This is a genomic window from Microbacterium hydrocarbonoxydans, from assembly GCF_023715885.1.
GTDB classification, from domain to species: Bacteria; Actinomycetota; Actinomycetes; order Actinomycetales; family Microbacteriaceae; genus Microbacterium; species Microbacterium hydrocarbonoxydans_C.
This window is the reverse complement of the sequence record NZ_JAMBOY010000002.1, coordinates 312,157-331,521: the sequence shown is the minus strand read 5'-3', so window position 1 is coordinate 331,521 and position 19,365 is coordinate 312,157. Positions and strand designations below refer to the sequence as shown.

The window sequence follows — 19,365 nt, the reverse complement described above, 5'->3', positions numbered from 1 at the left end:
CCCTCCGATAGTTACTTGACATCGTCAATAAACCACGTCGACGCACCGGATGCAAGGTTCGCGTCAAAATCACCCGATGCGAAAATCGTCGTTGCCATTTGCGCAAGGTCGTGATTTTATTACGACGTAAAGTAATCCTGCCCCGGGAGGGCGAACATGAAGCTCAGTGCTGAGCACGCACCACCGACGGCGGTCGCCCCGACCGTCCGACGAACCTCGAGACGCGCGCGATTCCGCCGCAGCCTGCGACGATACTGGCAGCTCTACCTGCTGCTCCTCGTGCCCGTGATCTGGTTCATCGTCTTCCGCTACGTGCCGATGGCCAACGCGGTCATCGCGTTCAAGAACTACAACCCGATCGACGGCGTCTGGGGGAGCCCCTGGGTGGGTTTCGACAACTTCGCGAACCTGTTCCGCAACCCTGTCTTCCCCAGGCTCGTCGGCAACACGTTCCTCCTCGCCGGCTACACGCTCATCGCGAGCTTCCCGCTGCCGATCATCCTCGCTCTCGCGCTGAACGAGGTCCGGCTGAAGTTCTTCAGTCGCACGGTGCAGCTGGTCACCTACGCGCCGTACTTCATCTCCACGGTGGTCGTGGTGTCGATGACGATCCTGCTGCTCTCGCCACGCGTCGGGCTGCTGGGGCGGACCTTCAGCTTCTTCGGCGCCGGTCAGGTCGATCTCCTCGCCGACGCGGACTTCTTCCGCCACATCTACGTCGCCACCGACATCTGGACGACGACCGGATACTCCGCCGTCATCTATCTCGCCGCGCTCGCCTCGGTCGACACCTCGCTCTACGAGGCGGCGAAGATCGACGGCGCCTCCCGGCTGCAGAAGATCTGGAACGTCGACATCCCGGCGCTGCTGCCCACGGCATCCATCATCCTGATCCTCGGAGTGGGCAACATCATGGCGATCGGGTTCGAGAAGGCGTTCCTCCTGCAGAACGCGCTCAACCTGTCCACCTCCGAGATCATCCCGACGTACGTGTACAAGACGGGCATCCTCAATGCGAACTTCAGTCTCGGGGCGACCATCGGACTCTTCAACGCCGTCATCAGCCTCGTGCTGCTGCTCGTGGTGAACACGGTGTCCAAGCGAGTGACGGGGAACGGACTGTGGTGACCACGATCAACACCGAAGCGCTCCTCACCGAGGAGGTCGTCGTCGCCGAGAACAGGAAGCGCCGGCCGAAGCGCGACCCGCTCGCGCGCGGCGTCAAGGTCAAAGAGACGAGAGCGGACCGCGTTTTCGTCGTCGCCGCGTACATCCTGCTGTCCGTCTTCCTGCTCGTGGTCCTGCTCCCGCTGCTGAACATCATCGCCAGCTCGCTGTCGAGCCCTCAGGCCGTCTCGTCGGGGCGCGTGCTGTTCTGGCCCGTCGACTTCACCTTCCGCGGCTATGCCGAAGCACTCGGCAACCCGGCCATCCTGCGCGGCTTCGGCAACTCCGTCTTCTACACGGTCGTCGGCACGCTCATCAGCGTGGTGGGCACGGTCGCCATCGCGTACCCGCTCTCCCGCGCTCAGCTCTTCGGCCGCAAGGTGATCACCGGGGGAGTCGTCTTCACGATGCTCTTCACCGGCGGCGTGATCCCGATGTACCTCGTCGTGCAGTCCCTCGGGCTGCTGGACACGCGCTGGTCGATGCTGCTCCCCAACGCCATCGGCGTCTGGCAGGTCATCATCGCGATCGTCTACTTCCGCTCCTCCGTCCCCGACGAGGTGTACGAAGCCGCGCAGCTCGACGGAGCGTCCGAGCTCCGCATCCTGTGGACGATCGTCGTGCCGCTCGCCAAACCTCTGCTCGCCGTGATCGCCCTCATGTACGCGATCATGCAGTGGAACTCGTACTTCGACGCGCTGCTCTACCTGCGCGACGCCGACCTGCAGCCGCTCCAGCTCGTGCTGCGCGGCCTGCTCATCCTCAACGACGCCGGCGGCGGCGGTGACGTCGCCGAACAGCTGCGGCGGCGCGAGCTCGCCGACCTGCTGCGGTACTCGACCGTCGTCATCGCGACCATCCCGATGCTCGTCGCCTATCCCTTCGTCGCCAAGTACTTCAGCAAGGGCATCATGATCGGCGCCGTCAAGGGCTGACGCCACCCCCTCGAACCCACCACACACACCCGCACCTGGAACCGGTCAAAGGAGATTCCGGAAATGACACACCGCATCACACGGGGCGCGATCGCCGCCGTCACCGTCGTCGCGACGGGGCTGGCGCTCGCCGCCTGCACGTCGCCGAGCGACGACGACGGCGCACTCGTCGCGTTCGGCCCGCAGGGCGACAACGGCTCGCTCGAGGACAACGAGTTCACCCAGCTGCTCGAGAAGAAGTTCGACATCGACTTCGACTGGCAGACCACGACCTACGACGGCAGTGTCGCGGGCGAGAAGCGCCAGGTCTCGCTCGCGAGCGGCGACTACCCCGACGCGTACTTCCTCGTGCCGTGGGTCGACGCCTTCTCCCGCAGCGAGGTGCTCAAGTACGGCCAGCAGGGCGTGCTCGTGCCGCTCGAGGACCTCATCGACGAGTACGCGCCGAACCTCAAGAAGCGCTTCGAGGAGAAGCCCGACTGGGAGCAGTCGGTCACCGCGCCCGACGGTCACATCTACGCGATCACCCAGTTCACCGAGTGCTTCCACTGCAGCTATCCCTCGAAGCTGTGGATGAACACCACCTGGCTCGATAAGCTCGGACTCGAGCAGCCGACGACCACGGAAGAGCTCCGCGAGGTGCTGCGGGCCTTCAAGAACGACGACCCGAACGGCAACGGCAAGGCCGACGAGATCGCGCTCAGCGCCTCGTCGGGTGAGCCCGTCATCAACTACTTCATGAACGCGTTCGCCTACGCGCCGTACGGCAGCCCGTCGAGCCCGCCGCCGATGGTGATGGACGACGGCAAGGTCGAGCTCTCGGCGACCTCCGACGGCTGGCGTGCCGGACTGCAGTACATCGCCTCGCTCGCGGACGAGGGCTTGGTCGACACGGCCTCCTTCACGCAGAACGGCGAGGCGCTGCGCGCTCTCGGCGACAATGCGGATGCCGAGATCCTCGGCGCCGCCGCCGTGCTGCACCCGTATGAGATCGTCACGGCGAACTCGCCCGACGGCCGCGACACGCACTACGACGCCGTCCCTCCGGTGAAGGGCCCGGACGGCACGCAGTATGCCACCTACCGTTCGCAGGTCAGCCCGCTCGGCATGTTCGCGCTCACGAACAAGTCGACCGAGGAGGAGCGCATCAAGGCGATCAAGGTCATCGACTACCTGGTGACCGATGAAGGCGATCGCCTCGGTGCGATGGGACCCGAGGGCGAGGCCTGGGTTCCCGCGGAAGAGGGCGACGTCGCTCTGGACCCGGAGCTCGAGCCCACCTTCAAGCCGCTGACCTACGACGAGACGTCGAACGCGGCCTGGCGCTCGATGGGGCAGTACTGGGACTCGCTCGAGTACCGCAACTCGCAGGTCGTGCCGGAGGACATCTACTCTCCCGACGGCTACGAGCGTCGTCTTCTCGAGGCCACGCAGCTGTATGAGCCGTACGCGCCCGACGAGGACCTGCTGTTCCCCGACAACAAGCTGTGGCCCGACCCCGACACCTCGGCGGAGATCGCCGAGCTGCAGACGAACATCGCGACCTACATCACGCAGGCTCAGGCGGAGTTCGTGACCGGCCAGCGCGACATCGACGACGACGGGGCGTGGCAGTCGTACCTCGACGACCTGTCGGGGCTCGGTGTCGACCGCTATCTGGAACTGCAGCAGAAGCTGTACGACGCGCTCTGAGCGCTCGGCGGATGCGCGGGACGGATCATCCGTCCCGCGCATCCTGCTTGTGCGGGCAGGGCGCCGGCGACAGCGTCGGGAAGCGGGTACTCAGCGCACGAGCGACTGGATGGCAGCCGCCGCCGCGCCGCGGGCCCAGTCCTCGAAGGTGTGCGGCCGCGTGACGATGCGGCAGCGCACGGCGGCGCCGAACGCGTGCGTCTCGAAGGCGTCGCGCAGGGTCTTCTCGAAGAGGTCGAAGTCCGACACGCCCTCGCCGCCGATGATGACCACTTCGGGGCCGGTGAGGTTCACGAGCGTGGCGATCGCGGTGCCGATCAGGCGGGCGGCCTCGCGGAACGCCGCATCCGCCTCGGGCTCGCCGGCGTGGGCGAGCTCGACGGCCTCGGCGATCGAGACGGGGCGACCGAGCGCCGCCGAGACGGCCGACTCGATCGCGGGCGTAGACGCGGCGGCCTCGACGCAGCCGCGTCGGCCGCACGGGCACACGAGAGCGGGGTCGGCGAGCGGCAGGTGTCCGATCTCGCCCGCGACGCCGAACGCGCCGCAGACCACTTCGCCGTTCAGATGCAGTCCGCTGCCGATGCCGCGACCGATCGTGACGATGGCGAAGGAAGCCGTGCCGAGGCCCACCCCGAACCAGTGCTCGCCGATCGTGAGGGCGTGCACGTCGTTCTCGAGGGTGACGGGCCAGGGCAGTCTCTGAGCGAGGAGGTCGGCGAAGGGCACATCGGCCCAGCCCATGATGTTCGACTCCCGCACCATACCGGTCGCGGTGTCGACGTCGCCGGACACCGAGACGCCGATACCGGCGATCGCAGAGACGGTGTCGCCCAGCTCGCTCTCGAGGGCGGCGACGACGTCGACGATGGCGTCGAGCACGGTATGCGGCTCGTCGTCGGGGAGTGCGCGACGCTCGCTCGCGAGGATCGTCGTGGCGAGGTCGGTGGCCACGGCGATGACCTCGTCGACGTTGACCTTCACGCCGATCATGACCATCGATTCGACGACGATCGACACGGGGCTCACCGGGCGCCCAGGGGTGCCGTCTCGATGCGAGGCCGGCGGAGAGTCGACGAGCCCGGCGGCGACCAGCGGCGCGACGGCCTTGGTCACGGCGGCCTGGGAGAGGCCCGTCTGCCGGGCGATGTCGATGCGGCTGATGGGGCTGCGCGTGAGGATCGTCTCGAAGACCCGCGAACCGGCATCGGACGCCGAGCGGATGAGAGTGGTGCGCGCGGCGGTGTCGTGATCCATCAGATCCTTCGGTCGGTGTCGGCTATCGTAGCGAATCCGCAGCGGCAGGCAGGGGAGCGCCGACGGCGAGGTGTTGAGCCGCGAAGTCGAGCGCGTTCTCCTCGTCGAGGTCGCCACCGGCCTCGTGGCCGTTGTAGGGCCACAGCACCACGGTCTTCTCGCCCCCGTACGCGCTGAACGCGGGGAGGACCGTCTCAGGCGGGGCGATGCCGTCGAGCATCCCCGTGCTCAGCAGAGCCGGAGCGTTGGCGCGCTTGGCGTGATTGACGCCGTCGAAGTACCGCAGGGTGTCGAGCGCGGTCGTTGCGTCACCGCGCCGATCGGCGAGGTACTGCGTCAGTAGGGAGTACGGGTGCTCCCGACTGAGCGTGGCAGCGCGGTCGAGCTCGCAGAGGAAGGGCGCCTGGATGACGGCGACGGCGAGATCGGGCACCAGGCCGGCCATCGCCAGCGCGATCCCTCCGCCCTGACTCGCGCCGACGACGCCGACGCGCGCGGGATCGACGAGATCGAGGGAGCGCAGCGCCTCCACGGCGCGCACCGCATCCGCGTACACCCGGCGGTAGTAGTACTCGTGTGGAGAGCGGAGGCCGCGGGTGAGGAAGCCGCCGGCGGACGGGCCGCCGTCCGCATGGTCGTCGTCGGTGTCGCCGTGGCCCTGTCCTCGCGCGTCGACGACGAGGTGCGCGTAGCCGGCGGCCGCCCAGCGCAGGTCGCGCAGGGCATGGCCTCGGCCGTTGCCGTAGCCGAAGAACTGCACCATGCCCGGCAGCGGCGCGTCCGCACCGTGCGGCACGCGCAACCACGCGCGGATGGGTGTGCCGGCGAACCCGCGGAAGCGCACCTCGTACACGTCGATCTGCGTGAGCCGGGTCGGGTGCGGGGTCACGGTCACGTCGAGGGGCAGGCTTCGGGTCTCCGCGATCGTGTCGGCCCAGAAGGCGTCGAAGTCGTCGGGCTCGGTCTGCGTGGTCGGCGCGTCGAGCGTCGTGATCTCACCGTGCATGCGCGTCCTCCGTGCGCTCCATATCGGCCGCGGGGGCGAGCGGGACGGCGGTCGTCCCTCCCGCCGGGACGGTGAGCGGCATCGATCGGTCGCCGACGCGCACGCGGGCCGTCCGGTCCTCGGCGCCGGCGTTGCGGAGAGCGGCCGCCGTGACGCGTCCGTCCGACCAGGTGAGGTCGAGCACGAGCCCTGAGCGGACGGCGATGCCCTGCACGTCGCCGTCGGGCCAGGTCGACGGCAGAGCGGGGAGCAGGTGCACCTCGCCGGTGTGGCTCTGCACGAGCAACTCGGCGATGCCGGCGGGGAAGCCCAGGTTGCCGTCGATCTGAAAGGGGGGATGCGTGCTGAAGAGGTTCGGCAGCAGCCCGCCCCATTCGGAGCCGTCGACAGGGCCGTGCCGCGAGGAGTCTCCGTCGAACGGGGTCAGCGCCTCTTCGAGGAGGGATGCCGCGACGTCGCCCTGACCGGCACGTGCCCGCAGCGCGATCTTCCACGCCCAGGACCATCCCATCGCGCCGGGTCCGCGGGCGTCGAGGAACCGCACGGCGGCATCGAACAGCTCCGGGGTCGCCTCGGGGGTGATGTCGTCGAGCGGATACAGCCCGACGACGGGGGAGAGGTGGCGGTGCAGCGGCTCGTGCTCCCGCACCTCGGCACCCCATTCGAGCAGTCGCCCGTCGGTGCCGACAGAAAGGGGGGCGAGGCGGCCGAGCGCGTCGCGGATCTCGGCTTCGAGCGCATCGTCCAGACCGAGGTCTTCGATCGCGCGGAGGGTCCGGCTGAGGAGCGCGCCGATCAGTGCCAGGTCGCAGGCGGCGGTGAGCCCGAGGGGAGTGGGGGCACCGTCGTCGCCGACATAGGAGTTCTCGGGGGACGTCGACGGCGCGGTGCGCAGCAGCCCGTCGTCGCCTTCGACGAGCCAATCGAGGCAGAACTCCGCCGCGCCGCGCAGCAACGGCCAGATCCGAGCGCGCAGCAGGTCGCGATCACCGCTGAACTCGTACGCGTCCCAGAGGTTGTGGGTGAGCCAGACGCCGCCCATCATCCAGATCGCCCAGCTCGCCGCGCCGCGGCCGTTGCCGACGGGGAGGGTCCAGCCCCAGACATCGCTGTTGTGGTGCGCGACCCATCCGCGGGCACCGTACAGGCGTCGGGCGACGTCGCCTCCCGTGGCCGCCAGATGCTCGACGAGGGCGAGCAGCGGCTCGAAGACGTCGGGGGCGTGCAGCACGGGTGCCGCCCAGTAGTTCATCTCGGTGTTGATGTTGATGGTGTAGTTCGACGACCACGCGGGGCGCAGCTCGGCGTTCCAGATGCCTTGCAGGTTCGCGGCCGGACTGCCGGCGCGCGAGCTCGAGGCGAGCAGATACATGCCGTACTCCGCGGCGACGGTCGCGCGTAGGGCGGGATCGTCGCCGCGCAGGACGTCGCGATCCACGCTCCAGGTCCCCTCACGTCGACTGCCGATCGCGAATCGCGCCCGGGTGACACGTCGCCGATCGGCGATGTGCTCTGCGAGCAGATCGGCTGCGGCTCGGCGAACCGCGGCATCCGCTCGTTCCCGGGCGCGATCCCGGATCGCCTCGCGTGAGGCGGTCCGCCAGTCCCCGTCGGCGTCGGCCCACCACGACTCGGCGCGCGACGATGTGGACAGGGCGATCAGCAGTCGACGGGCTCTGCGCACGGCGAGGCGCCCGGGGGCGCCGTCGATCTCGCCGTCTGTGTCGATGGCCGCGACGATCGCGGCGAAGGCGTCGTAGGACTCGGGATCCGCGTCATCGTCGGCGTAGCGGTGCCCGGGTTCGACCGAGACCTCGTGCAGCGGTGCGCCGTCGACGGGTAGCTCCACATCGAGTGCGAGGGGGCCGGACTGCCCGACGCCTCCTCCGTGCAGCGGCGTCGACAGCGCCAGGTCGACGTCGAACGCCTCGTCGGACGTCAGCTCGATCAGCAGCGCCTGAGCGGGGGCGGACGCCCATGAGCGTCGGCGCACGTGCCCGCGCGAAGTGGACAGCGTCTCGAGCAGGCACGCCTCGTCGATGTCGAGCACTCGGGCGGGCGCGACGGGTTCCGCGCCGAGCACGTCGACTCGGAGATCGGCGAGCGGGAGGAACTCCTGCGAGTACGGCCCCTCGAACGCCATGAGGAGATCCTCGGCCAGCCGGACGTCGCCGGCGTCGAGGGCGGCGCGCACCTCGGCCAGGCGCTCGGGTCCGGCCCCGCGAGCGATGACTTCGTCGAGCGCGCGAGCCGGCCCGTCCGGGGTGCCTGACCACGCCGTGGAGTCGTTGAGCTGGTAGCGCCCGGAGCCGCCGAAGGCCATCGCGCCGATGCGGCCGTTGCCGAGGGGAGTGGCTTCGTCCCAGCGAGAGGCCGGGGTGTCCCAGGTGAGGCGCAGGGTGTCGCTCATCGCACTCCGGTGTGGTCGATCGAATCGGGCAGCACCGTCAGCGTAGGGCTAATTAATTACCACTGTCAAGTAACTCCTGCGCCTCACCGGGTCAAGGGTTCAGAAGCGCAGCAGCACCTTGCCCACGCGCCCGGCGGAGCCGCTCGCGCGGACGGCCTCGGCGATGTCGGCCGCGTCGAAGACGCCGGCCACGGGGAGGGTCAGAGTGCCGTCGGTGACCCGCCGGATGAGCTCGCCGAACAGGGCGGTGCGGGTCTCGGCATCCATCGTCTGAATGACCTTGCTGCCCCAGAAGCCCTTGACGGTCGCCTGTTTGAAGATGACGTCGGAGGAGGCGATCTCCATGACCGGCGACTGCATGGCGCCGAAAGCCACCAGCGTCCCGCTCTCTCCGAGGAGCGAGAGCACGTCGCCGGCGGACGAGCCGCCGACCGAATCGATGCCGAACGCGATGTGCGCTCCACCGGTGATCCGCTCGACCTCCTCGCGCCAGTCCTCCGTGTCGGTCGCCACGATCCGCTCGATGCCCTGCTCGCGTAGCTCCTCGACGCCGGCCGCGCGGCGGACGAGGCCGATCACGTTCACGCCGCGCGCGGCACCCAGCTGAGCCAGCATCCGTCCGACCGCGCCGTTCGCGGCGTTCTGCACGATCCAGTCGCCCTCCTTCGCGCCGAGGAACTGCAGCAGGCTGATGGTGCTGAAGGGCATCGAAACCAGCTGCGACGCGCTCTCGTCGCTCAGGGCATCCGGCACGGGGATGAGTCCGGCGGCGTTCGCGACCACGTACTCCGCCCAGGCGCCGAACGTGCCGCCGGTCGCGACGCGCTGCCCGACCGTGAGGTGCTCGACGCCCTCGCCCAGTGCGTCGACGACGCCGAGCGCCTCGGTGCCCGAGGCCGCGGGGAGGTCGGGCACGAAGCCGTAGGTGCCGCGGATCGTCCACAGGTCGTGGTTGTGGATCGGCGAGAGCACGATGCGCAGTCGCACCTGCCCCGGACCGGGGTCCGGAATCGGTCGCTCCTCGACGGCGAGGACGTCTTCGGGTTCGCCGAACGTCTGGTGGATGAGTGCGCGCATGGGTTTCCTCCTCGTGGGACAGGTGGGTGTGGAGCGGTCGACGGGGTCAGTCGTCCGAGACGGTGATCGCGACGTCGATGTTGCCGCGCGTGGCGTTCGAGTAGGGGCAGACCTGGTGGGCGGCATCGGCGAGGGCCTGCGCCTCATCGTGGGGGAGTCCGGGGATGACGACCTCCAGCTCGACCGCGAGGCCGAATCCGCCCTGCCCGTTCGATCCGATGTGCACACGGGAGCCCACCGACGAGTCCGCGATGGCGACCTTCTGCGCGCGGGCGACGGACTGCAGCGCGGAGTGGAAGCATGCCGCGTAGCCCGCGGCGAACAGCTGCTCGGGGTTGGCGCCGGCGCCGCTTCCTCCCATCGCCTTCGGGACGGCGAGGTCGAGGGCGAGTGCGCCCTCCTGCGTCACGACGCGACCGTCGCGTCCTGCTCCGGTGGCGAGTGCCTCGGCGGTGTAGAGAGCGTCCATCGTGTGGACTCCTTCCTGTTGTGGGATCTCGGGGGTCTGGCGGCGAGCGTCAGTCGCGCGCCGCCGCGCGTGCGTCTTCGCGATCGTTCATGCCCTGGAGGAGGGCCGTGAGCTCGCGGAGCTCGGCAATGAGGTGCTGGCGGTGCTCGGCGTCCGCCATGCCGGCAAGCTCGGCGACGGTGGCGCGGGCAGGCGCGACCTCGGTGCGGAGCGCGAGTCCGGCGTCGGTGAGGCGCACGAGCACGACGCGCTCGTCGTGCGTGCTGCGGGCGCGAGTGACGTAGCCGGCCTGCTCGAGTCGACGGACGAGGGGCGACAGCGTGCCGGAGTCCAGCTGCATCGCCTCTCCCAGCGCGCCGATGCTCTGCTCGCCCTCGTGCCAGAGGATCGCGAGCACGAGGTACTGAGGGTAGGTGAGACCCCACGGTGCCAGCAGTGCTCGATACGCCTGCGTCGTCGCGCGGGCGGCGGAGTAGAGCGAGAAGCACACCATCTCATCGGTCACGGCCATGGAACCACCGTACACAACTCAATTGTGCACAACCTATTTCGCGTAGAGACTCCCATCGGATTCACAACAGGATCAGCGGCGCACCCTCGCGCGCGTCTTCGTGACGCTGCTCAACGTGGCCCGCACGGGCGTTCCCAGATAGAGGCCGAGCGATGCGCCGGACGCGAGCCCGATGCCGATCACGGCCGCGTCGATGAGCGATCCGCCCGCGCCCATCACCCCGGATGTCGTGCCGCCGGCGTGCACCATCTCCAGCAGCCCCTGGAACACCGCGACACCGGGCACGAGGGGGACGATCGCCGCCGTGGTCACGGCGACGGATGGGACATGCAGGTTGTGGGCGATGAGCACGCCCACGAAGCTCGCCAGCAGTGCCCCGACCGCGCTGGCTGCGGCGGGGTGCACGTTGCCGGCGGTCGCGAGCGTGTAGCCCGCGATCGTGATCGCGCTGAGAAGCGCGCTCACGAGGATGATCCGCAGGCCGGCGCCGTTGAACACCGCCACCGCCACCGCGATGATGATCGCCCCCGCGAACACCGCCGGCAGAGGTCCGAAGGGCGCGGGGTCGTCCGGCAGGTCCATCGTGAAGCCGAGCAGGCCGCCCAGCTCGAGGCCGACGAGGATGCCGATCACCACGCCCAGCGTCTGCATCGTCAGGTCGAGGATGCGGCCGCCCGCCGTGAGCGCGAACCCGTCGATCGCGTCCTGCGCGGCGCCGACGACCGTGAGGCCGGCGAGCATGAGCACGATGCCCGAGGCGACGATGATCGAGGGGCGGATGCCGACGAACGGCTCGATCCCGGCCGCCCCCAGAGCCGACACGCCCACCGCCACGACGGTCGTGACGAAGCCTCCGGCGATCTGGCTGAAGAACAGCGGGACGCGGATGCGGGCGAGTGACGCCTGCGTGATCGCCGCACACAGGGCGGCGATGAAGGTCAGACCGACGATGAGCGGCGATGCGCCGAGCAGGATGCTGACGCCCACGGCCAGCATCGCCCGCGCCACGATGACGACCGCCTGCTGGTAGCGGAACGGCAGCCGTCGGATGGCGCGGAACGTCGACCTCGCCGATTCCAGGTCGAGACCGTCGTCGATGTCGGCGACGAGCGCCTGCACTCGCTGCAGTTTCGCGTGGTCGGGAGCGGCCACCCGCACGACCCGCACCAGGGTCTCCGGCCAGACCTCGCCGCTCAGATGGAACGAGACGGTGATCGAGTTGTAGGTCACGTCGACCTGTACGCCCCGCAGCCCGTATGCCTCGCACACGCGGATGATCGCGAGCGTGACCTCGTGCGCCGAGGCGCCGACCGCGAACATCGACTCGCCGATGCGGGTCGCGAGGTCGAGGACGCGCGGCACGGTGCGCTCGTCGATCACAGGCATGGCCTCGGTGTAGGCCACGGCCGACGGATCGGTGTGCAGGATCCGGCGCATCGAGGCCAGCAGTCGTCGGCGCGGGTTCGAGGACATGGTCTCCATTCTTCCCGAGGCGATGCGCGCGATGCGCGTCGCGCGGGCGCGTCGGGTCAGGCGAGCGTGTCGTCCGCCGGGGTGACGGCGGCCGCCGTCTCGGTGCCGGCGGCCGCCGTCGCGTCGCGCGGGGCGAACCCGTCGGCGCTCGGCCACCCCTCGGGCCCATCCGTCCCCGCCGCGTACTCCTGCAGCGGCACGGCGCCGTCCCGCCAGGCGTCACGGATCGGCTGCAGGATGCGCCAGCACTCCTCGGCCTCGTCGTCGCGGACCGACAGCGTCACGTCGCCGTCGAGCAGCTCGTCGAGGACCTCCTCGTACGACCGCTGCTGGCCCTGTCCGAGCTCGGCCACGAGATCCTCCTCGCGCAGATCGAACGGCTCGTCGCCGCTCGTCACGTGCACGCCCAGGGTCATGCGGTCGGGGCCGAGGGCGAAGGTGAGCCGGCCGCCGTCGCGCGGTGCGTTGCGAAGACCGTCCGGCAGATGCCGCACGGGCCGGAACGTGACAACGACCTCGGAGCGCTTCGCGGGCAGTGCCTTGCCGGACCGCAGCACGAACGGCACGCCCGCCCACCGCTCATTCGCGACCTCGAAGACGACCTCGGCGAGCGTCTCGGTGCCGAGCGACGGGTCAACGCCCTCTTCGTCGGCATAGGAGGGGATGTCGCGGTCGCCGACCCGTCCCGCGGTGTACCTGGCGCGGAACGAGGCGCTCGCCGGGTCGTTGCGCCACACATGCGTCGCACGCAGCGCGGCGGCCTTCGCGTCGCGCAGGTCGCGCTCGCCCAGCGTCGCCGGCGGCTCCATGGCCATGAGCCCGAGCACCTGCAGCAGATGGCTCTGGATCATGTCGATCATCGCGCCGGCGTGGTCGTAGTACCTTGCCCGGTTCTCGAGGGCGAGGCTCTCGTCGAAGCGGATGAGCACCGAGTCGATGTGCTCCGCCGACCACACCGGATCCCACATGCGGTTCGCGAGGCGCAGGCCGAGCAGGTTCAGCAGCATCGAGCGTCCGAGGAAATGGTCGACGCGGAAGATGCGGTTCTCGGGGACGAGCGCCACGAGAGCCTCGTTGAGCGACCTGGCGCTCACGGCGTCGTCGCCGAACGGCTTCTCCATCGCGAGCACGGTGTCATCGGGCAGCTCCGCGCCGCGCAGCGCATCGATGGCTCTGCGCGTCACGGCCGGCGGGAGCGCGAAGTACAGCACGGTGCGGGGCGAAAGGGTCTTCACGAGAGCGCCGATCGCCGCCGGATCGGTCACATCCAGAGCGGTGTAGTCCCCGACGGTCACGGTCCCGTCATCGACGGGCGAGCCCACGGCATCCTGAACCGTCTTCTGCCAGCGTGCAGCGTCCCAGTCCTCGACGCCGGCCCCGCGCACGGTCACGGTGCGACCCGGCTCCCGCGTGAGGAGGGACCCGAGGGAAGGCAGGAGCAGGCGTGAGGTGAGATCACCCGACGCGCCGAGGATGAGCAGGGTGCATGGCGAACCGGTCATGCCGACGAGGGTATGCATCCGCTGTGTTCCGCGCCACCCCGTGGCCCCGCGGCCGGGAATCGTGACACACTACGGTCCGTGCCGGAACGGATCGAGGACTACGCCCTGCTCAGCAACTGTCGGACGACTGCCCTCGTCTCGAGCAGGGGGAGCATCGACTGGCTCTGTCTGCCCCGGCTCGACTCGCCCTCGGTCTTCGCCGCGCTGCTCGGCGACGAGACGCACGGGCGCTGGGAACTGCGGCCGACGGACGCGGATGCCGTCAGCACCCGCGGTTACGACGGCGACACGTTCGTCCTCGTGACGCGCTGGCAGCTCGGAGGCGCCGTGGCCGAGGTGCATGACTTCATGCCCGTCGGCCCCGAGCCGGACGCCGCGATCGTGCGCACCGATCTGGTGCGTCGGGTGGTGGGTATCTCGGGGGAGATGTCGTTCACACAGCACCTGACCCTGAGGTTCGACTACGCCAGGGCGATGCCGTGGCTGCGCCAGACCGGGACGCCGGAGGCTCCCTGTCTCGTCGCCATGGCGGGGCCGGACGCGGTGGCGGTGCGCGGAGCCGCGCTCGCATCGGTCGACCACGAGCACCGCGGCGAGGTCGCCGTGCGGGCGGGCGAGACGCGCGATCTGCACCTCACCTGGTTCCCCTCCTACCGCGAGGTGCCCGAGCCGCTCGACGTCGAGCGGGCGCACGCGGAGACCGTCGAGTGGTGGCGGGAATGGGCGGAACAGATCACTCACGACGGCCCGCATCGCGACGAGGTCGTTCGGTCGCTGCTGATCCTCCGCGCGCTGTCGAATCACGAGACCGGCGGCATCGCGGCTGCGGCGACCATGGGACTCCCCGAGGAGATCGGCGGCGAGCGCAACTGGGACTACCGCTACGTGTGGCTGCGCGATGCGGCTCTCACGCTGGAGGCCCTCGTCGATCACGGGTTCCTGCACCTGGCCGACGCCTGGCGCACCTGGCTGCTGCGAGCCGTCGCGGGGGACCCCGGCGACCTGCAGATCATGTACGGGCCGGCGGGCGAGCGTGACATCACCGAGCGTGAGCTCGACCACCTCCCGGGGTTCGAGGGGTCGCGCCCCGTGCGTCTCGGCAACGGTGCGTCCACCCAGTACCAGGCGGACGTCGTGGGCGAAGTCATCGTGACCCTGTCGGCGGCGCGCGCCGCCGGCGTTCCTGAGTCGTCGTTCTCGTGGGCGCTCGAACGGCAGCTGCTGCGCTTCGCCTCCGAGCAGATCGAACGTCGTGATCAGGGGCTGTGGGAGATCAGGGGAGAGCCGCGGTTCTTCACGCACTCGCGGGTGATGGTCTGGGCCGCGTTCGACCGGGCGGTCCGCGCGGTCGAGGAGGACGGGCTCGACGGCCCCGTCGTGCGGTGGCGCGAGCTGCGCGACCGCATGCGCGACGAGATCGACACCCGAGGGGTCGTGGATGGACACTTCGTGCAGCACTACGAGACCGACGAGGTCGACGCCTCGCTGCTGCTGCTCCCGCAGGTGGGTTACTGCAGCCCCGACGATTCGCGCATGCTGGCGACGGTGCAGCGCATCGAGCAGACGCTCATGCATGACGGACTCGTGCACCGCTACCGGACCACCACCGGCGTCGACGGGCTCTCCGGCACCGAAGGCGCTTTCCTGGCCTGCTCGTTCTGGCTCGTCGAGCAGTACGCGTGCACCGGACGCGTCGACGAGGCGGAGGCGCTCATGCAGCGCCTGTGCCGGCTCGCGAACGATGTCGGGATGCTGTCTGAGGAGTACGACCCGGTCGCCGGGCGCCAGTTGGGCAACACACCGCAGGCGTTCTCGCATCTCGCGCTCGTGCGAGCGGCCGACGCCCTCGCTCGTCAGGAGCACCGCCCGCGCGGCTGAGCTCGCCGGACGAAGGCTCGGTCAGCGTCGGATCAGGCGGCGGACGAGCGAGAACGTCAGCGCGGCCGCCGCGACCCACGGGCCGACGACGAGGATCGGATCCATCCAGGTATGCCGGAGGTCGAGGCGTCCGCGGCCGAACCGCGAGCGTACGGGATGATGCCCGGGTTCGGCGGTGACCCCCGTCTGCGTCACCGGATCGTCCGGATGCCGTGAGGCGAAGGACTGGAGGTGGGCCGCAACGGCATCGACCCGATCGCCGAGCACGAGCAGCATCCATCGGGTGTTCTTGGTCTCGCTGAGACGGTCGTAAGCGAGACGTCTGATGGCGCCGGCGAGTCCGTGCAGGGGCTGAGCCGTGCCGTAGACCGGCGGCAGGATGCCGTGCTCGATCGAGCGCTCTCGTCGAGGGTCGTCGCCCTGCCGGTCGGGGAAGGTCCAGTGCGCGCCGGTGTCGCCGATATCGTCGCGCTCCTGCCAGGTGCGGCGGTGCTCGGGCGCGAGGTCGGCGCCCCAGCCGGGGATGCGCGCGCGCAACTCCTCCTCGGACGGGATGGCCACGGGGCGGGATGCTTCGTAGGGCATGATCATTCCTCTCCGACGACGAGGAGCGGTTTGATGCAGTCGTCGAGCTTGGACGAGAACACGTGATACGCCTCGGCGATGTGCTCGAGGGGGAAACGGTGAGTGAGGAGTTCGCTCGGCGAGACGAGACCCTGCTGGATGTGCTCGAGCAGCCGCGGCCACTGACGCTTGACGGGGGCCTGATTCGCGCGCAGGGTGAGTCCCTTGTTGACGACGTCGCCGAGTCGCACGGCGGAACCCAGCGGACCATACGCGCCGATCACCGAGACCGTGCCGCCCTTGCGTGCCGAGTCGATGGCCCAGTTCACCGCGACCGGAGATCCGCCCTGCATCTTGAGCTTCGCGCCTGTGACGTGCTGCACGACGCTGCCGTCGGACTCGGCGCCGACCGCGTCGATGACCACGTCCGCTCCCAGATATCCCGTCGCCTTCTTGAGCGCGAGCACGACGTCGGCGACCTCCGACAGGTGGATCGTCTCGGCGAAGGCGAAAGTGCGCGCCTTTTCCAACCGATAGTCGATGTGGTCGACAACGATGACTCGCCCCGCACCGAGGAACCACGCCGACCGGGCGGCGGCGAGACCGACGGGTCCGGCGCCGAACACGACGACGGTGTCTCCGGCGGCGATGTCGCCGAGCTGCGCGCCGAAGTATCCCGTCGAGAACGCGTCGGTGAGCATGAGGGCGTCTTCCGAGCTGAGCCAGTCGGGGATGACCGATGGTCCGACGTCGGCGAACGGGACGCGCACGAACTCGGCCTGACCGCCGTCGTATCCGCCGGTGGTGTGCGAGTAGCCGTAGATGCCGCCCACGGCCGTGGCGTTCGGGTTGACGTTGTGGCAGTTCGAGAAGAGGCCGCGGCTGCAGAAGAAGCACGAACCGCAGTAGATGTTGAACGGCACCATCACGCGATCGCCGCGGTTCAGTGTCTCGACCGACGATCCCACCTCCTCGACGATCCCCACGATCTCGTGGCCGAAAGTGTGACCGATACGGGTGTCGGGCATCATGCCGTGGAACAGATGGAGATCGGAGCCGCACACCGCGGCACGAGTGACGCGGACGATCGCGTCGTTCGGATGCTGGATGCGCGGTTCCGGCTTCTCGTCGACGCGGATCTTGTACGGTCCGCGGTAGGTCATGGCTTTCATCGGTCTGCCTTTCTGCTGCGGCGATCGGGGGCGGGGGAGCTGTGCGCCGTTCCGGACCCGAGCAGTGCGGCCGCAGTGATGGCGGAAGCGGTGAGCATCCGGCGGCGAGCTCGCGGATGCCGCACGAGCCAGGTGTAGATGCTCCAGCGCCGTCCGCGACGGGGGAGTGCGCCCGGGTCGTCGTGGTGATCGGGGACGGCGAGGTTCCCCTGTCGCGGAGAGGACGCCTCGCGGGTGTGCATCATCCGCACTCCCCATCGTCCGAGCACCGCATCGAGCAGGCCGGGGGCGACGGTTTGGGCCAGCGCGAGCATCCGACCGCCTCCGCCCGCGTAGATCTCGTCGACGGGATGCTCCGCCGCATAGGCGATGCACGCCGCCACCACCTCCGACCCGTAGAAGGGCGGCGGTCCTGCTGGGCGATGGCGCAGATGCGAGGCGGCGCTGGCATACAGCGGCGTGTCGATCACGGCAGGGCGGACGACCGTCACCGAGATCGGGTCGCGCTGATCGATCCGTTCCCGCCGGAGCCCCTGCATCGCGCCGTCCACGGCCCGCTTGCTCGCCGCATAGGCGCTGTGCAACGGCAACGTCGTGCGCCCCTCGACCGAGGAGACACTGATCAGCGTGCCCCCGCCGGCTCGACGGAGCGCCGGAAGCGCGGCCTGCGCGCCATGGATCTGACCCAGGTAGTCGATCTCCATGATGCGGCGGAACTCGTCGGGAGTGGTCTCCTCGAACCGGCCGTAGAGCAGCACTCCGGCGTTGTTGACCCAGGTGTCGATGCGTCCGAACCAGGCCTCGGCCTGATCGGCCGCCGCCTGGACCGCGGCGGCATCCGACACGTCGCACACGATGTGCCGGGCGGTTCCGCCGCTCGCGGAGATGAGTTCGACGGTCTCGGTGAGTCGCGCTTCGCCGCGGCCGAGGACGACGACGGACGCGCCGGCCTTCGCGAGCCGAATCGCGGTGGCGCGCCCGATCCCGCGGCCACCACCGGTGATGACGACCACCTGCTGCGCGAGCGGACGCCGCGGGTGCCGATCCGCGTTCCTGCGTCGCTTCCGCGAATGCGTTCCCATGCCGTCTCCTCGAGGTCGTCGCGAAACGCCAGTCCACGCGGTCGGGGAGCGCGCGCCGAGGGGGTTCACACATCGGCGGATGCCTGGGACAATCCGCGACCCTCATACGGCGTGAGCGATTCAGCGGAGACCGAGTCCACGGTTGATCCCGGAAGGAGGACCGTCGCCCAGGGGAAGCAGAAGACCCCGCCACGAGTGCGGGGTCTTCTGCATGATTCCGTGCCCCCGACAGGAGTCGAACCTGCGACCTACGGTACCGGAAACCGGCGCTCTATCCACTGAGCTACGGAGGCGTACCGAACGACGATATCACTCGTCGGCGGTGGGCTCCGACCCGGCCTCCGTCACGGGCGCGTCGCCGAGTTCGGCCAGCGCCGCAGCCACCTTCTCGGCGAGGTACCGGTGCCCGTCGGTGGACGGATGCTTGCGCCCGACTTCGACGTCGATGACGGAGAGGTAGTTCTGATCGGTGATCCAGTTCTGCGCGACGGGGGAGATGTACCACCAGCCGCGTGCGGCGGCGAACTCCGACAGGTCGGCGTCGATGCGCGCGGTCCCGGCGCCGACCGGCAGCTCGTGCGGTGCGGGGCCGAGGATGACGATCGTCGCCTCGGGGTATTTCGCGCTCATCGCGTCCCACGCCGCGTTCACCGCTTCGGCGTAGCCCGCGGGCACGAGGTCACGATCGTTGATCGACCCCTGCAGGATGACGAGGTCGGGGTCGAGCGCGGGATCGAGGGCCGCGATGCGCTCGCCGAAAGCCGGTCCGTCGATGCCGGGCCTCAGGTATCCGCTCCCGCGCACTCCGTTGACGATGGTCTCGCCGTCGAGCAGGTCGGCGAGCACGTAGGCGTAGCCCTCGGTGGGGACGTTCGCGGCGGATCCGTACGTCCAGGAGTCCCCGAACACGAGCACGGTCGGGTGCTCGGGCAGCGCGAGCGGAGCCGGGGCGATCGCGACGGCGTCGTCGCCCGCGGCGGCGGCGCCGGAGGGCTCCGTCGAGGGGGTTCCCGTCCACGGCCGCCACACGCCGAGAGCGACCGCTACCGCAGCCAGGATCACGGCGATGACGACCCCTGCGACGGGCAGGCGGCGACGGGCGGAGGCGGGTTGCATGGCATGACTGTAGATCACGTTCCGGCCAGCGCAAATTCGACGCTGCGACGCGCC

Annotated in this window: 16 protein-coding genes and 1 tRNA gene; 4 read left to right on the top strand and 13 right to left on the bottom strand. The window is 69.6% G+C overall.

Annotated features, from left to right (window positions below):
- The first annotated feature begins 156 nt into the window (after positions 1-156).
- The 3 genes from M3195_RS05935 (at position 157) to M3195_RS05925 (ending at position 3,794) form a co-directional block, all read left to right on the top strand.
- Positions 157-1,128 carry an ABC transporter permease gene (locus tag M3195_RS05935; protein ID WP_251585621.1) on the top strand — a complete coding sequence of 324 codons (972 nt, stop codon included), beginning with the start codon at positions 157-159 and terminating at the stop codon, positions 1,126-1,128.
- Positions 1,125-2,102, top strand: a complete 978-nt coding sequence (locus M3195_RS17080; RefSeq protein WP_251585620.1) for a carbohydrate ABC transporter permease — start codon at positions 1,125-1,127, stop codon at positions 2,100-2,102. The genes M3195_RS05935 and M3195_RS17080 overlap by 4 nt, the downstream gene beginning before the upstream one ends.
- 63 nt (positions 2,103-2,165) lie before the next feature.
- Positions 2,166-3,794 (top strand): extracellular solute-binding protein, encoded by a 1,629-nt coding sequence (locus tag M3195_RS05925; RefSeq protein WP_251585619.1) that lies wholly within the window; start codon positions 2,166-2,168, stop codon positions 3,792-3,794.
- Between the two features lie 90 nt (positions 3,795-3,884).
- Here the strand turns inward: M3195_RS05925 and M3195_RS05920 are convergent, their stop codons facing one another.
- From M3195_RS05920 to M3195_RS05885, 8 genes are all read right to left on the bottom strand, one after another.
- Positions 3,885-5,051, bottom strand: coding sequence for an ROK family transcriptional regulator (locus M3195_RS05920; protein ID WP_251585618.1), 1,167 nt, complete (start codon positions 5,049-5,051; stop codon positions 3,885-3,887).
- 22 nt (positions 5,052-5,073) lie between these two features.
- Positions 5,074-6,057: an acetylxylan esterase gene (locus tag M3195_RS05915; protein WP_251585617.1), complete on the bottom strand. Its 984-nt coding sequence runs from the start codon at positions 6,055-6,057 to the stop codon at positions 5,074-5,076.
- Complete coding sequence (locus tag M3195_RS05910; protein WP_251585616.1) at positions 6,047-8,467, bottom strand: glycosyl hydrolase family 95 catalytic domain-containing protein; 2,421 nt, start codon at positions 8,465-8,467, stop codon at positions 6,047-6,049. The genes M3195_RS05915 and M3195_RS05910 overlap by 11 nt, the downstream gene beginning before the upstream one ends.
- Positions 8,468-8,566: 99 nt before the next feature.
- The gene (locus M3195_RS05905) at positions 8,567-9,544 is read right to left on the bottom strand and encodes a zinc-binding dehydrogenase (RefSeq protein WP_251585615.1); all 978 of its coding nucleotides are present in this window, start codon (positions 9,542-9,544) and stop codon (positions 8,567-8,569) included.
- Positions 9,545-9,590: 46 nt separating this feature from the next.
- On the bottom strand, positions 9,591-10,013 hold the full coding sequence (locus M3195_RS05900) for an organic hydroperoxide resistance protein (RefSeq protein ID WP_251585614.1): 423 nt from the start codon (positions 10,011-10,013) through the stop codon (positions 9,591-9,593).
- Between the two features lie 49 nt (positions 10,014-10,062).
- The gene (locus M3195_RS05895) at positions 10,063-10,524 is read right to left on the bottom strand and encodes a MarR family winged helix-turn-helix transcriptional regulator (RefSeq protein WP_251585613.1); all 462 of its coding nucleotides are present in this window, start codon (positions 10,522-10,524) and stop codon (positions 10,063-10,065) included.
- Positions 10,525-10,596: 72 nt separating this feature from the next.
- Positions 10,597-11,997, bottom strand: coding sequence for a threonine/serine exporter family protein (locus M3195_RS05890; protein ID WP_251585612.1), 1,401 nt, complete (start codon positions 11,995-11,997; stop codon positions 10,597-10,599).
- A gap of 56 nt (positions 11,998-12,053) precedes the next feature.
- On the bottom strand, positions 12,054-13,499 hold the full coding sequence (locus M3195_RS05885) for a glucose-6-phosphate dehydrogenase (protein ID WP_251585611.1): 1,446 nt from the start codon (positions 13,497-13,499) through the stop codon (positions 12,054-12,056).
- A 78-nt stretch (positions 13,500-13,577) separates the two neighbouring features.
- Here M3195_RS05885 and M3195_RS05880 point away from each other — a divergent pair, with 78 nt between their 5' ends.
- On the top strand, positions 13,578-15,377 hold the full coding sequence (locus M3195_RS05880) for a glycoside hydrolase family 15 protein (RefSeq protein WP_251585610.1): 1,800 nt from the start codon (positions 13,578-13,580) through the stop codon (positions 15,375-15,377).
- 21 nt (positions 15,378-15,398) lie between these two features.
- On the opposite strand, the gene M3195_RS05875 is transcribed toward M3195_RS05880, so the two are convergent.
- The 5 genes from M3195_RS05875 to M3195_RS05855 all read right to left on the bottom strand — a co-directional run bounded on the left by M3195_RS05875 (position 15,399) and on the right by M3195_RS05855 (position 19,311).
- Complete coding sequence (locus tag M3195_RS05875; RefSeq protein ID WP_251585609.1) at positions 15,399-15,962, bottom strand: hypothetical protein; 564 nt, start codon at positions 15,960-15,962, stop codon at positions 15,399-15,401.
- A 2-nt stretch (positions 15,963-15,964) separates the two neighbouring features.
- Complete coding sequence (locus M3195_RS05870) at positions 15,965-17,113, bottom strand: zinc-dependent alcohol dehydrogenase (protein ID WP_251585608.1); 1,149 nt, start codon at positions 17,111-17,113, stop codon at positions 15,965-15,967.
- Positions 17,110-18,195 (bottom strand): SDR family oxidoreductase, encoded by a 1,086-nt coding sequence (locus M3195_RS05865; RefSeq protein ID WP_251585607.1) that lies wholly within the window; start codon positions 18,193-18,195, stop codon positions 17,110-17,112. The genes M3195_RS05870 and M3195_RS05865 overlap by 4 nt, the downstream gene beginning before the upstream one ends.
- A 220-nt stretch (positions 18,196-18,415) precedes the next feature.
- Positions 18,416-18,488, bottom strand: a tRNA-Arg gene (locus M3195_RS05860).
- Positions 18,489-18,504: 16 nt separating this feature from the next.
- On the bottom strand, positions 18,505-19,311 hold the full coding sequence (locus M3195_RS05855; protein WP_251585606.1) for an SGNH/GDSL hydrolase family protein: 807 nt from the start codon (positions 19,309-19,311) through the stop codon (positions 18,505-18,507).
- Between the last annotated feature and the right edge of the window lie 54 nt (positions 19,312-19,365).